Raw genomic sequence first — 14,183 nt, 5'->3', positions numbered from 1 at the left:
CAATGCTTATCAAAGATTTATCACATGAAACCTCATAATCATAACGTTAAGGTAATCTTTACATCGATTTTGTTTTATTTTTCTTTAATTATCCCACCACAAAATTCACAATTTTTCCTGGTACTATAATCGTTTTACGGATCTGTTTTCCTTCTAATTGTTGCTGCACTTTCTCATTTGCAAGTACCATTTTCTCCAACTCATCTTTTGAAACGTCTACCGGTAAATCCAGTGTAAATTTCATTTTACCGTTAAATGAAATAGGATATGTCTTGCTGCTTTCTACCAAGTGCTTTTCATCAAAAACTGGGAAAGGCGCTTCACTTATCGACTCGTTATGACCTAACAATGACCATAATTCCTCTGCAATGTGTGGTGCATATGGTGATACAAGAACAGCAAGTGGTTCTAACACCTCACGACTATTGCATTTTTGTTGCGTTAACTCATTTACAGCAATCATAAAACTACTCACACTTGTATTAAATGAAAAGTTATCAATATCATCTTGCACCTTTTTAATAGTCTTGTGCAAGGTTTTCATGCTATCTGGTGATGCTTTTTCATCACTAACAGAAAAACCAGCATCATTATGATATAGTTTCCATAGCTTTTTCATAAACCCATAAACTCCAGTAATACCAGCAGTATTCCATGGTTTTGCCTGCTCTAGCGGACCTAAAAACATCTCGTATAATCGCAACGTATCTGCTCCATACTGATCACAAATATCATCAGGACTAACGACGTTGTATTTAGACTTGGACATTTTTTCTACTTCAAAACTGCATTTTATTTCAGTTAATTGGTTGTAGAATTCGAAATCAGCAAATAGTAACTTAGAGACACCAATCACTTCAGATTTTAAAATATTTCCATTTTTAAGAAAATTATTTTCAACCCTAGCTGGAAAGAATTTATATTTTAAAACAAAATCCTTTTCTGGATTAGTAATTAGATCGTACGATTTCTTTGTTATCGATTTTTCACTTTTCTTTTTAAAATCGTCAAAATAACTCTTATCTAAAGCTTTGTGTAAATCAGCACTGTAATAAAAATGTTTATATATATCTTCATCTTTTACAGACTTGACACTTTTATCAAGAACAAAATCTCTTTCAATTAAATCTTTTGAAATATAAACCTCTCTATTCCCAAACAAAAACTCATTTACCCCAAGTGTTCCTCCTAAACTAACTTTAGTTTTTTGGCATTCAAACATCGGAACCATTCTATAAACAAAAGCACTCTCACCCAAAATCATCCCTTGATTGATCATTTTTTGGAACGGCTCTTCTACTGTGACTTTACCTAAATCATGTAATAACTTTACCCAAAATCTACTGTACAACAAGTGACCTGTGGCGTGCTCGCTACCACCTATATATAGATCTACGTTATTCCAGTATTCTTGTGCTGCTGCAGAGAACATTTCGTCTTCATTATTAGCATCCATATATCTAAACATGTACCAAGAACTACCTGCCCAACCTGGCATGGTATTCAATTCTAGTGGATACACACAATCGCGGTCGTCATCATTAGAAACGACTTTATTTTCTTTTGTACACCAGCTCCATGTCGTTGCACGACCTAGTGGTGGCGCACCATCTTCAGTTGGTAAATATTCATCTACCTCTGGTAATGCGATAGGCAAGTGCTTGCGATCTATCATTTGAGGCAAACCGTCTTTATAATATACTGGGAATGGCTCACCCCAATAACGCTGTCTAGAAAATACCGCATCACGCAATCTGTAATTGGTTTTTCCTTTTCCAGATCCTACTTCTTCTAATTTCTCAATCGCTGCTGCCATTGCACCAGTCTGATAACTCATTCCGTTTAAGAAATCACTATTACAAAGCGGTGTTTTATCTTTTGCTCCATAAGCCTCTTCAGATATATCCACACCATCAAAAATATTCTTGATCGCTGGCATTCCTTCCTGACCTGCAAAGTAGTTAGCAAATGCATAATCACGCTCATCACCACACGGTACTGCCATAACCGCACCAGTACCATAACCAGCCAAAACATAATCACCGATCCATACCGGTACTGGCTCACTACTTAATGGATGCGTAGCATATGCTCCTGTGAATACTCCAGAAATGGTCTTCACATCGGCCATGCGTTCTCTTTCTGAACGTGCAGCTGTTGCTTTTTTATAAGCTTCTACCGCGTCTTTTTGTGCCGCAGTAGTAATTTGATCTACTAGCTCATGTTCTGGAGCAAGTGTCATGAATGTAACTCCGTAGATGGTATCTGGTCTAGTCGTAAAAACATCTACCTTATGACTATCTAGCTGAAAGGAAACCATCGCACCGACAGACTTCCCTATCCAGTTGCGTTGTATTTCTTTAATAGATTCTGCCCAGTCTAATCCTTCTAGACCTGTTAATAAACGCTCTGCAAATGCGCTAATTCTCATCATCCATTGACGCATTTTCTTGCGCACTACAGGATGTCCACCACGTTCTGAAACGCCATTTACAATTTCATCATTTGCTAGTACGGTTCCTAATGCTGGACACCAGTTTACTTCCGTATCTGCAAGAAAAGTTAATCTATAATCAAGCAATATCTCCTGTTGCTCTTTTTCTGTAAACGCGTTCCACTCTGCAGCTGTGAAGTGTCTCAAATCTTCTTCTGTAGCAGCGTTGATGTTGTTGGTTCCGCTTTCGCGAAAGCGAGATTCTAACAAACTTATAGGTTGCGCTTTATCTGCATCATTATCATACCAGCTATCAAATAGCATGATGAAAATCTCTTGTGTGTATTTATAATAATCTGGCGAAGAAGTTCTTACCTCTCGATCCCAATCAAAGCTAAAACCGATGCGGTCCATCTGATTGCGGTAACCTGCAATCTTATTTCCAGACTTATCAGTTCCTCCTTCAATATTTGTTTTAGTAGTCTCTGCAGGATGTTGTCCAGTTTGTATCGCATACTGCTCTGCAGGCAGTCCAAAACTATCATAACCCATAGGGTGCAAGACATTAAAACCCTTGTGACGCTTATAACGAGACACGATATCACTAGCAATATAACCTAACGGATGCCCAACGTGTAGCCCAGCACCACTAGGATATGGAAACATATCGAGTGCATAGAATTTAGGTTTATCAGAGTTATTTGTAGCTTTAAAAGTCTTATTAGTAGCCCAATGTTTTTGCCATTTTGCTTCTATAGATTTGTGATCGTAATGCGTCATTTTATAGTCTTATGAAAGAGCAAAAATAGGGTGTTTACAACAATGCCGAAACTTATAGCGTTGTAATCGTCAGTAGCTCATTTACTTTATTATTTTTGTGACACGATTAATTCTGTTAATAACTGCATGGCATCACACGAGAGATATCAAAAAAGACGATTATTCAGCTCCTACTTTTGGGTGGTGATTAGTGTATTTCTAGTATTGTTTTTACTAGGGATCATGGGCTTTTTCCTTTTAAACAGCCAGCAGATTGCAGACCACTTCCGTGAGCAAGTACCTATGTCTATTTACTTCAAGGATACCGCAAAAGAAGTAGAAATGCGACAGTTAGAGAAAACATTACAGATGGCAGATTATACTAAAAGCGCCATTTATGTCCCTGCCGAAGAAGGAGCTAAAAAACTAGTTGAAGATCTAGGAGAAGATTTTATTGCAAACCTAGATGGTTTTAATCCATTACCGAATTCTATAGATGTGCGACTTAATGCAAATTTTGTTACCGATGGAGAGATTGAACAAATCGCCCAAGATCTAGCAGCCAAAGATTATGTGCAAGAAGTGCAGTATGATAAACCACTGGTTTCCTTATTGAATGAAAACGTGAAAAGAATCACCTTTTGGATGCTGGTTATCGCAGGTATATTTGTTTTAATATCTTTCTTATTGATTAACAGCTCCATCAGGCTATCGGTTTATGCAAAACGATTTACTATTAAAACCATGCAAATGGTAGGTGCAACTAAAGGTTTTATACGCAAACCATTTATATGGACTAGTGTAAAACTAGGATTGATAGGTGCTATCCTCGCTTTAATTGCACTGGCAGGCGTGGTTTACTGGATGAATGGATTGATTCCAGAATTAGAAATATTAAAAAATTATGAAATGCTTGCAATCCTTTTTGTAGGTGTATTAGTGTTTGGAGTTTTAATTAGTTTATTAAGTACATTTTTTGCAACAACGCGTTACTTAAACCTAAGGACTGATGAGCTGTATTACTAATTAAGTTGAAGTTTTTAAAATCAGCTGTCAGTTTCAATTCGGTAATCTCAGTAACACAAAAGCATTTGAAATTAAAAAATTAAGCATGAAACAAGGAAGAGTTAAAGAATCACAACAAAAGGCTCCTGTAACGGAAGCTTCACCAGTTGTTGAAGAAAATATAAAACCACGTTTTGAATTTATCTTTAAAAAGAAAAATTACATGTGGATGATTATAGGTCTAATAGTTATTGTTACTGGATTTGCCTTAATGGCAGGTGGTGGTAGTGATAATCCAGAGGTGTTTAATGAAGCCATTTTTTCATGGCGCAGGATAAGACTTGCTCCTACATTAGTTCTTATAGGATTCGGTATAGAGATGTATGCTATACTATTAAATCCAGATAAATAATGGAGTGGTTAGACGCATTAATTTTAGGAGTTATACAAGGCCTTACAGAATTTCTACCTGTTTCATCAAGCGGTCATTTAGAATTAGGTAAAGCCATTTTAGGTGACAACTCTGTTCCTGAAGAGAGTCTTCTCTTTACGGTCGTACTTCACTTTGCTACCGCATTGAGCACTATTATTGTTTTTAGAAAAGATATTTTTAATTTGATTGCTGGTATTTTTTCTGGTCAGATGGACGATATGATTTTTGCGGGTAAGATTATCTTATCCATGATTCCAGCGGTAATCGTAGGGCTATTTTTTGAAGAACAATTAGAGGCCTTGTTTAATGGTAATATTGTTTTAGTAGGCTGTATGCTTATTGTAACAGGTTTATTATTATTTCTAGCCGGTAGAGCCAAAAATACTGGTAAAAACATAGGATGGAAAGACGCTTTACTAATAGGTGTTTCTCAAGCAATCGCTATGTTACCTGGTATATCACGTAGTGGTGCTACTATTTCAACTAGTGTCCTATTAGGTAATGATCGTACAAAGGCTGCACGTTTCTCTTTTCTAATGGTTGTGCCGTTAATCTTTGGTAAGATAGCCAAAGACATTATGAGTGGCGACATATCGATGGAAAGCAGTGCGAGCATGCCACTTCTTATAGGATTTATAGCAGCATTTATTACTGGATTAATTGCTTGTACCTGGATGATTTCTTTAGTACGCAAAGCAAAACTGCATTACTTCTCATACTATTGTTTTGCAGTAGGTCTCATAGCAATCGCAGCTGGAGTTTTTAACGGTTAAATTAATATGGATCCTAATCAAAAACCCGTTACTAATCCTTATCAAATAGGTCAGGTGCTTTTAATTGATAAGCCTCTAGGCTGGTCATCCTTTCAAGTGGTGAATAAAATAAGATGGTTGATCAAACAAGAATATGGAATTAAGAAAATTAAAGTTGGGCACGCAGGAACTCTAGATCCATTAGCTAGTGGCCTTCTTATCATATGTACAGGTAAAGAGACTAAGAATATTCATGTGTATCAAGCGCAAGAAAAAGAATACACAGGCACCATAACTCTAGGAGCCACTACACCTAGCTATGATCTAGAAACTGAAATAGACAACCGCTTCCCGTTGAATGATATTACAGAAGAGCTATTAGTAAAGACAACCTCACAATTCACTGGCGATATCATGCAAAAACCACCTATATATTCAGCCATTAAGAAGGATGGCAAAAGACTATATGAACTAGCACGTGCAGGTGAAACTACAGAAATCAAAGAACGTCAGGTAAATGTTCAGGCATTTGAATTGACTAAAATTAAGCTGCCTAAAGTTGACTTTAGAATTGAGTGTAGTAAAGGAACCTATATTAGATCCATGGCACATGATTATGGTAAAGCATTAAATAATGGCGGCCATTTAAGCGCATTGAGACGCACCGCAATAGGTAATTATCGTGTTGAGAGTGCTATAAGCCTTGAAGAGTTTGAAGCAGATTTTAAGAATATAGAGTCTTAAAATACCTTTACAGGAACCTCTAGACTGTCTATAATAGGTACTTCAAAATTAACCATGCCTTTTCCAGCACGTATACTACCATTGTATTTAATATCCACCTTTTGATTTACTAATATTTGTAATGTAGCGTCCAGTAAACCACGCCCTTTTTCTCCATAAAAATCCTTAGGCGACATGGTAGCTTTTAATGGTAATATAAACTCGTCACTTGCAGGCATCTCAACATCTAAATCCTGATTAATCTCTGCCGTTTTACGACCATTTACATAGACATCAAACTTTGCTTTAGTCAGGTCTAGCCCTACAGCATTAGGATTAAAAAGCACACAATCACCACTCAGCTGCACATTATCTGATGTAGCATTGTTGATTTTTACATTTTTTATTTCCATAAAAACGACCTCTTCATAAGCATCTTGACACGACGTCATCGCAATAAGAACAGAACATAAGAGCAGTAAAGCACGCATAGCATTGAATTTGTGGTAAAGATAGTAGTAGTTATGCTTTCGCGAAAGCGTATTGAAACAACATATTTTTTGCTAACTTTCTAACTTGTAAAAACTTAACCCAACCATTATGAAAAAAACTCTACTCTTATTCTTTTTATTTATCGGATCAACAACTCTATTTGCTCAAACGCAAAATGGTCTCAACTTTGACAGTAACGATGACTATGTACAAACATCATTCACAGGTGTTACAGGTACTACCAACAGAACTTTTGAGGCATGGATATACCTAAGCCCAAGTGCACCCAACACTAATCTGGCAATTCTTGATTATGGTCTCAATACTGTAGGATCTAGAAATACTTTTATGGTAAATGCAAATAGAGGTTTGTCATTTATCTCTGGTGGAACTAATGCAAACATATCTTCTACAGCTGGTATTATACCTGCAGGACAATGGACACAAGTGGCTTTTGTACTGAGCAACGGCACTGGATTCTTTTTTGTCAATGGTAACCAAGTAGGAACAGGTAATTTGAGTACGGTAAACACACCTACTACCGGTACGGATTTAAGAATAGGTAGAAGAGTTGCTGGTGGCGCTAATTTAACTTTTGCAGGTGCTATCGATGAAGTAAGGATATGGAACGTAGCACTTTCACAAAACGATATCATCACTGGTGGCGGCAGCGAGATCTGCCCATCGAGCAATGGCTTAATAGCGTATTATCAATTTAATGAAGGAATGGCAAGCGCAGCAAATAGTGGTATCAATGTATTGCCAGATTTAGTCTCAGGAAATAATGGGACTTTAAATAATTTTACCCTTAGCGGTGGTAGTTCTAATTGGACTCCTGGTGCGCCTGTAACTCGACTTATTGACACTAATGTTTCAGAAAATGCTGGCATGCTAACAGCAGCACAAGCTGGCGCTAGTTATCAATGGATTGATTGTGCTACAAACATGACTATAAATGGAGCAACTGCCATGAGTTATACACCTACAGCAATAGGTGATTATGCTGTAGATATTACAAACCTAGGTTGTACGCAACGTTCAGATTGTATAAACGTAAGTACTCTAGGACTATCAAAAGCTAGTTTAAATGATATATCAATACTCAAAAACCCATCTAGTCACCTACAATTTGAAGGTAATGCTATCAATAACGCACAGCTGGTTATCTATAATCTTTCAGGAAAAGAAATCATCAAAACAATCTTAAACGATACTGAAGTTATAAAATCTACCATAGCACCGGGCTTATACATGGTAACACTTTCCCTTAATGGAGCTAGCAAAACTTTTAAGTGGATAAAGGAGTAACCGACGTAACTTAACTGATAATAAAAAAGCCAAGTAGAACACTTGGCTTTTTTAATTGAAACTATATTGAATTCCTCAACTCTTTCATCTGTGCTTCTAGAAATGCCATTTTATCTTCCATACTATCTGAAAAATCTGGAATACGACGGAAAAACACGTAACGTACACGCCATAATTCTTTGAGATCGTTAACAGTAATAGTCTGATCGTCTATATTTTTATGGTCTGCTCTGAGCACAAGACCATCGGCAGTGACGTATAACCTTCTTAATATAAGTTCGTTTTCAGTAACCGCGAGAACTATAGTACCATTATTAAGCTTCTTCACCACTTTATGAGGTACTTTTTCCCCAACTATAACATCTTTGGGATACAAACCTTTATCGTGGCTGGTCATTTCTAAATTAGTAACCGTATAAGCTCTAAAGTCTTTCTCAGTATTGATAGGCAAGGTCAGACGAGGCATATCATCTATAAAAGATTGATTATCGTAATATTCAAGATAATCATCAGCTAACTTTTCGGTAATACATGGCACTTGAGCAAATTGCTCTCGCTCTAATTCTTCTGGCGTTAAGGTTAAGCGATCATTAAATTTTAATAACTGATTAACCGTTAACTCTGCAGTAAGTATATCATCTATAGAAATGCTAAAATAATTAGCAATTTTAATTATGGTTTCTATTTTTGGTTCGCTACGACCTTCTTCATAAGCACCTAACGTACCTCTTTTTAAGTCGAATAGGTCTGCAAAAGCCTGCTGACTTAAGCTTTTAATTCCACGTATCTTTTTGATGTTTTTACCGAAAAACGACATTATTTTGCTAATTTTATTTGCAATTAAAAATAATTGTGTATATTTACACTAACAATATTAGCAAAATAGTTTCTATTAAGCTAATATTTTGAGTAATACTTCAGTAATCTAACCAGTTATAACCTAGCTTACTCAAAATTTGAGCATTATAAAACAGTAGGCCGTTGTCATATAATGTATCAAGACCATTTGAAACCAATAACTATAAAAACTTTTAATTATGATACTCTTAATGATTTACGTTGCAGATATCGCACTGCATATTTTAGTGGGATAAGAAGTTCCTTTTTCGTAATATTAAACCTACCAATAAAAACCTATGAATAATTACTTCAGCACTATTAAAGAATACCTATTACAGCTAGATTTTGACATCATTAGAGAAAATCCGCAAGACGGAATCCTAGTGATTGAAAAAGAAAGCGCTGGTGTTAAAAATATGATTTTAGGAATAGCACCACCCATTTTAATCATGGAGCAATACATTTTTAAAATCAATAACAAGAACGAAGAAGTTTTCAAAAGTCTTTTACAAAAAAACCGCGATATCATTCACGGCGCATTTGTGCTAGACGAAAGTGGATCTAAAGTCATCTTTAGAGATACCCTACAAATAGAAAACCTAGACCTTAACGAGTTAGAAGGTACTCTTAACTCATTAAGTTTATTAATGAGTGAGTACTCTGACCAAATTATTAAATTTTCAAAATACTAGATGCATACAATGCATCTATAAAGTAACGGCAGATTGCATCTGCCATAAAAAACTAATATCATGAACATATTTAAAAGAATTTTCAAAATAGGAGAAGCACAAGCTAACAAAGCAGTTGACAACCTAGAAGATCCTATCACCATGACCGAGCAAGGTATACGTGACATGAAAGCAGACCTTAATAAAAGTGTAGAAGCTATGGCGCAAGTAAAAGCACTAGCCATACGTTCTAAAAATGAGCGAGATGAACACGAATCCAAAGCTAAAGACTATGAATCCAAAGCTATGCTGATTCTCAAAAAAGCACATTCTGGCGACATGGCAGTAGAAGAAGCAGATCGTCTGGCTAAAGAAGCACTTGCAAAAAAGGAAGAAGCGCAACAACATGCAAATCGTGCCGCTGCAGACACAGAAAAGTTTGATAAAAATGTTTCTCAATTAAAAGATACCATTGAGACCATCAAAGGAAACATCACCAACTGGGAAAACGAACTTAAAACGTTGAAAGCACGTGTTAAAGTAAGTGATGCAACAAAAAATGTCAATAAACAAATGGCAGAACTTGATAGCGCAGGAACAGTAAGCATGCTCGAGCGTATGAAAGAAAAAGTCGCACAAGACGAAGCGCTTGCTGAGGCTTATGGAGATCTAGCAAAGACGACAAAATCTGTAGACGATGAAATCGATGCTGCTGCAGATATGACGGAATCTAAACTTGACGATGATCTAGCAAAGCTCAAAGAGCAGTTGGGAATCAAAAAAGATGAAGCATAAGGATGAGCAACATAAATTATAAATGTGTCAAATGCGGTCATCACGATTATGAAACTGGAGAAATGCGAGCTACTGGCGGCACGCTTTCAAAAATTTTTGACGTACAGAACAAGAAATTCTCTTACGTAGCTTGCACTCGTTGCAAATACACAGAATTTTATAAAGCCAGCACAGGAGCATTGAGTAACATCTTTGACTTTTTTACGAGTTAAAGCAACGGCGGATTGCATCCGCCAATAACCACTAAACACTAACCAACCTTGGAAAACTATTTCAACATATTATTCTCTGAAGTAAACATCACACTTACCGTGTTGTTGATCATTCTCATTCTATACTGGCTTGCTACCATGATTTCAGGTATCGATTTTGACCTGGACATCGATGTGGACGTAGACGTAGATATCGATGCAGATGTTGATCTAGACACTGGTATTGAAGGAGGAAATATGGATTTCCAAGACGTTGCAAATGCTGAAGTTGATCGTGAACACGTAGTGAACAAACGTACTCGTAAACTCAAGTGGTGGCAAGTCTTTTTGATCTATTTCAACTTTGTAGGGCTGCCATTCATGTTCACGTTTACATTTTGGATTTTCCTTTGGTGGATGATTTCTGTTCTTACAACATCAATCACTGGCAGTTATGACAACACATTCGGATTTGTAATCGTACTTGCAGCGTTTATACCAGCATTAATTCTGACTAAAGTAATCACCACGCCTTTCAAATCATTTTTCAAAAATTTGAATAAAGATGGAGACAAAGCAGTAGACTTTTTAGGTCGTGAAGCCTTACTTTTATCTTCCATTTCTGGAGATAAATTAGGAAATGCAGAGGTCATGGCAGATGGTAACTTAATGAGTATCTATGTAAAATCATTAGATGGATCAGAATTACGCTTTCGCGAAAGCGTGCTCATCATCAAGCGATCCGATGATAAGAACTATTTTTTAGTGAGTAAAGCATAGATAGTAGGCAAATGTTATTTGCCTACTCCTTGAATAGTAACCGCGGATCGCATCCGCTTTCAAAACAACTAAATAAACAACAAAAACCAAACAATAACTATGGAAGGAATCTTACCAATTATCGTAACAGGATTAGGAATTATCTTGTTTCTCATCATCGTGTACTTTGCGATCATCGCGATGTTTTACAAAAAAGTACATCAAGGACAGGCGCTGGTGCGTACTGGTTTTGGAGGTACTAAAGTGGCTACGGATAAAGGACTTTATGTCGTACCAGTATTCCACCGTGTGGAGACTATGGATATTTCTGTAAAGAAAATCCAGATTGAACGTATGGGCGTAGAAGGACTGATCTGTAAGGACAACATGAGAGCCGATATTAAAGTAGCGTTTTTCGTGCGTGTCAATAATGAAGTAGAATACATTAAAAAAGTAGCTCAAACCATAGGTGTAGCTCGTGCATCTCGTAAAGAGACACTTGAAGATCTTTTTGAAGCAAAGTTCTCTGAAGCATTAAAAACTGTAGGTAAGAAATTTGAATTTATCGATTTGTATGAAGCACGTCGCGAGTTTCGTGATGAGATTGTGGACATTATCGGTACAGACTTAAATGGTTATACACTTGAGGATTGTGCGATTGACTTCTTAGAGCAAACCAGCGTTTCTCATTTGAAAGCTGACAATATCTTAGATGCTGAAGGTATCAAGAAGATTACAGATCTTACTGCTGCACAAAACATTAAAGCAAACCTGATCAAGCGTGATGAGGAAAAAGTGATACGCAAGCAAGATGTTGAAGCTCGTGAAGCGATTCTAGAACTAGATAAGCAACTGGCCGAAAAAGAAGAGCAACAAAAACGTGAGATTGCCAACATCAAGTCTCGTGAAGATGCTGAAACACTAAAAGTAGCTGAAGAAGAAAGACTTAAGTCAGAAACAGCTCGTATCGCTACTACAGAAAAAGTTCAGGTTGCTGAAGAAAACATGCAACGTCAGATCATCATTGCAGAGAAAAATAAGCAACGTACTAACGCTGTAGAAACAGAACGTGTGGAAAAAGACCGCATGCTAGAACTTACCGAGAGAGAAAGAGTCGTGACTCTAGCTCAAATCGAGAAAGAAAAAGTAGTAGAAGTTGAGAAAAAGAACATTCAAGATGTCATTAGAGATCGCGTAGTTCTTGAAAAAGGTGTGGTAGAAGAGCAAGAAAACATGAAAGATATCGAGGCTTTCAAAACTGCAGATCGTGCTAAACAAGTTGCTATCACAAATGCTGAAGCAAAAGCTCAAGATGATTTAATTAAGGTAACTAAGGCTGCCGAGGCTTCTAAACAAGCTGCAGTTCAAAAAGCTGAAGAAATCAACATAGAAGCACTTGCTCATAAAGAAGCTAGTGAAAAAGAAGCAGACGCTCGTAAGATTCTTGCCGAAGCACAAGCTAAGGAAGAAGCAACGGTAGGATTATCTGAAGCACAAGTAATGCACGCAAAAGCTGAGGCTAGCGAACGTCAAGGAATCGTAGATGCTCTAATTATCCAGAAAAAGGCTGAGGCTGAAGCAAGCGGTATCGCTGCAAAAGCTGAGGCTAAACGTAAGGACGGACTTGCAGAGGCTGAGGTAATCAAAGAAAAAGCCCTTGCAGATGCTGCCGGTATCGAAGAGAAAGCTGAAGCAATGAAGAAACTTGATGGTGTAGGTAAAGAACATGAAGAGTTCAAACTACGTCTTGACAAAGAACTTCAAGTAGACCTAGCACAAATCAATATCCAGAAAGATATTGCAGACGCACAAGCGCAAGTAATAGGAGATGCATTGAAAGCTGCTAAGATTGATATCGTAGGTGGTGAGACCATGTTCTTTGAACAAATCATAGGTCAGATCACAAAAGCAAAAGGTTATGACAGATTAGTAAATCACTCTGAAACTGTGACTGAAGTTAAAGATGCCATTTTAGGAAGTGATGACGTAAAAGGTGATTTACTGGATAAAGTAAAGGACTTTGCAGACAAGTATAACATCAGCTCTGAGGACATCAAGAACCTGAGTATCGCAAACATTTTGAACAACCTACACGGTAAATCAAATGATGGTGATGAGAAAAACATGCTGAGCAACTTGTTGAACATGGCAAAAGGCATGGGACTTTCTGGTAAAAAGCTGGGAGATATCTAAACAACCAGTAAGGGCGGATCGCATCCGCCCAATTACTGTAAAGACGCATGCGATGCGTCAACAACACGCATGCGATGCGTCAACAACACGCATGAGATGCGTCAACAACACGCATGAGATGCGTCAACAACGCACATACAATGGGTCGAACAAGCTAAGCTAGTATGAAGCAATATAATCGTAAATCAATACGTCTCAAAGGACATGACTACACATCAGTAGGAAGGTACTTTGTAACTATTGTAATACGTAATCGGTTGCATCTATTTGGAAAGGTGATTGATGAAAAAATGATACTCAATAAATTTGGAGAGATTGCGGCTAAAGAATGGCAGCAAACAATAAATTTAAGAGACAACGTATCCCTGGGAGCATTCATGATCATGCCAGATCATATTCATTTTGTCATTCATATAGAAGAACAAAGAATACAAAAGGAATACACGGCAGAAGAGTTGGAACGCAGAGCAGGAGCAGTTGCAGGAAAACACATGAATAAGCCAGGTTCTTTAGGAGCAGTAGTCAGAGGATACAAAGGTGCTGTGACCAGACAGGTTTTAAGTATCATATCAGAAAATCAGAATAATGAATCGACCTTGAAAAATAGCGAGCTTATGGACATCCATAATCAACTGAGAACTGAAAAAACCATATGGGTACGCAACTATAACGAAGCTATCATCAGAACTCAAAGACACTATGACAATGTAACCAGATACATCAATGATAATCCAAAGAAGTGGGATGAAAATCTAAAACAGAAACTGGATCTAGACTGATGAAAAGGCGCATGCGCCGCAATGAAAGGGCGCATGCGATGCGCCCCAA

14 protein-coding genes are annotated in these 14,183 nt (G+C 37.3%); 11 read left to right on the top strand and 3 right to left on the bottom strand.

Features of this window, described 5'->3' with window-relative positions:
• Positions 1-88: 88 nt before the first annotated feature.
• Positions 89-3,214 (bottom strand): leucine--tRNA ligase, encoded by a 3,126-nt coding sequence (locus tag IL45_RS10610; protein ID WP_036583669.1) that lies wholly within the window; start codon positions 3,212-3,214, stop codon positions 89-91.
• A 126-nt stretch (positions 3,215-3,340) separates the two neighbouring features.
• Here IL45_RS10610 and IL45_RS10605 point away from each other — a divergent pair, with 126 nt between their 5' ends.
• From IL45_RS10605 to truB, 4 genes are all read left to right on the top strand, one after another.
• A complete protein-coding gene (locus IL45_RS10605) occupies positions 3,341-4,219 on the top strand; it encodes a cell division protein FtsX (RefSeq protein ID WP_036583668.1) in 879 nt (292 codons plus the stop codon).
• 85 nt (positions 4,220-4,304) lie between these two features.
• Positions 4,305-4,610, top strand: a complete 306-nt coding sequence (locus IL45_RS10600) for a DUF3098 domain-containing protein (RefSeq protein WP_051788713.1) — start codon at positions 4,305-4,307, stop codon at positions 4,608-4,610.
• The gene (locus IL45_RS10595; RefSeq protein ID WP_036583666.1) at positions 4,610-5,404 is read left to right on the top strand and encodes an undecaprenyl-diphosphate phosphatase; all 795 of its coding nucleotides are present in this window, start codon (positions 4,610-4,612) and stop codon (positions 5,402-5,404) included. The genes IL45_RS10600 and IL45_RS10595 overlap by 1 nt, the downstream gene beginning before the upstream one ends.
• Before the next feature lie 6 nt (positions 5,405-5,410).
• Positions 5,411-6,127, top strand: coding sequence for a tRNA pseudouridine(55) synthase TruB (gene truB / locus IL45_RS10590; protein WP_036583663.1), 717 nt, complete (start codon positions 5,411-5,413; stop codon positions 6,125-6,127).
• On the opposite strand, the gene IL45_RS10585 is transcribed toward truB, so the two are convergent.
• Positions 6,124-6,597: an LEA/WHy family protein gene (locus tag IL45_RS10585; RefSeq protein ID WP_036583661.1), complete on the bottom strand. Its 474-nt coding sequence runs from the start codon at positions 6,595-6,597 to the stop codon at positions 6,124-6,126. The two genes, truB and IL45_RS10585, sit on opposite strands and share 4 nt — an antisense overlap.
• A gap of 109 nt (positions 6,598-6,706) precedes the next feature.
• On the opposite strand from IL45_RS10585, the gene IL45_RS10580 reads away from it, so the two are divergent.
• Positions 6,707-7,906, top strand: coding sequence for a LamG-like jellyroll fold domain-containing protein (locus IL45_RS10580; RefSeq protein WP_036583660.1), 1,200 nt, complete (start codon positions 6,707-6,709; stop codon positions 7,904-7,906).
• A gap of 61 nt (positions 7,907-7,967) precedes the next feature.
• Here the strand turns inward: IL45_RS10580 and IL45_RS10575 are convergent, their stop codons facing one another.
• Complete coding sequence (locus IL45_RS10575; protein WP_036583657.1) at positions 7,968-8,723, bottom strand: helix-turn-helix domain-containing protein; 756 nt, start codon at positions 8,721-8,723, stop codon at positions 7,968-7,970.
• Positions 8,724-9,042: 319 nt separating this feature from the next.
• Here IL45_RS10575 and IL45_RS10570 point away from each other — a divergent pair, with 319 nt between their 5' ends.
• The 6 genes from IL45_RS10570 (at position 9,043) to IL45_RS10550 (ending at position 14,134) form a co-directional block, all read left to right on the top strand.
• Entirely contained in the window at positions 9,043-9,438 is a 396-nt protein-coding gene (locus IL45_RS10570) for a type III secretion system chaperone family protein (protein ID WP_036583655.1), read from the top strand.
• A 60-nt stretch (positions 9,439-9,498) separates the two neighbouring features.
• Entirely contained in the window at positions 9,499-10,212 is a 714-nt protein-coding gene (locus IL45_RS10565) for a PspA/IM30 family protein (RefSeq protein ID WP_036583652.1), read from the top strand.
• Between the two features lie 2 nt (positions 10,213-10,214).
• On the top strand, positions 10,215-10,424 hold the full coding sequence (locus tag IL45_RS14945) for a zinc ribbon domain-containing protein (protein ID WP_081866592.1): 210 nt from the start codon (positions 10,215-10,217) through the stop codon (positions 10,422-10,424).
• Between the two features lie 48 nt (positions 10,425-10,472).
• Positions 10,473-11,183, top strand: a complete 711-nt coding sequence (locus tag IL45_RS10560; protein ID WP_036583650.1) for an OB-fold-containig protein — start codon at positions 10,473-10,475, stop codon at positions 11,181-11,183.
• Between the two features lie 99 nt (positions 11,184-11,282).
• Positions 11,283-13,355 (top strand): flotillin family protein, encoded by a 2,073-nt coding sequence (locus IL45_RS10555; RefSeq protein WP_036583647.1) that lies wholly within the window; start codon positions 11,283-11,285, stop codon positions 13,353-13,355.
• A 164-nt stretch (positions 13,356-13,519) separates the two neighbouring features.
• A complete protein-coding gene (locus IL45_RS10550) occupies positions 13,520-14,134 on the top strand; it encodes a transposase (RefSeq protein WP_146128643.1) in 615 nt (204 codons plus the stop codon).
• Positions 14,135-14,183: the final 49 nt, after the last annotated feature.

Source organism: Nonlabens ulvanivorans, from assembly GCF_000732625.1.
GTDB lineage: Bacteria > Bacteroidota > Bacteroidia > Flavobacteriales > Flavobacteriaceae > Nonlabens > Nonlabens ulvanivorans.
The sequence above is the reverse complement of the archived record's forward strand: the minus strand, read 5'-3'. Positions and strand labels throughout refer to the sequence as shown.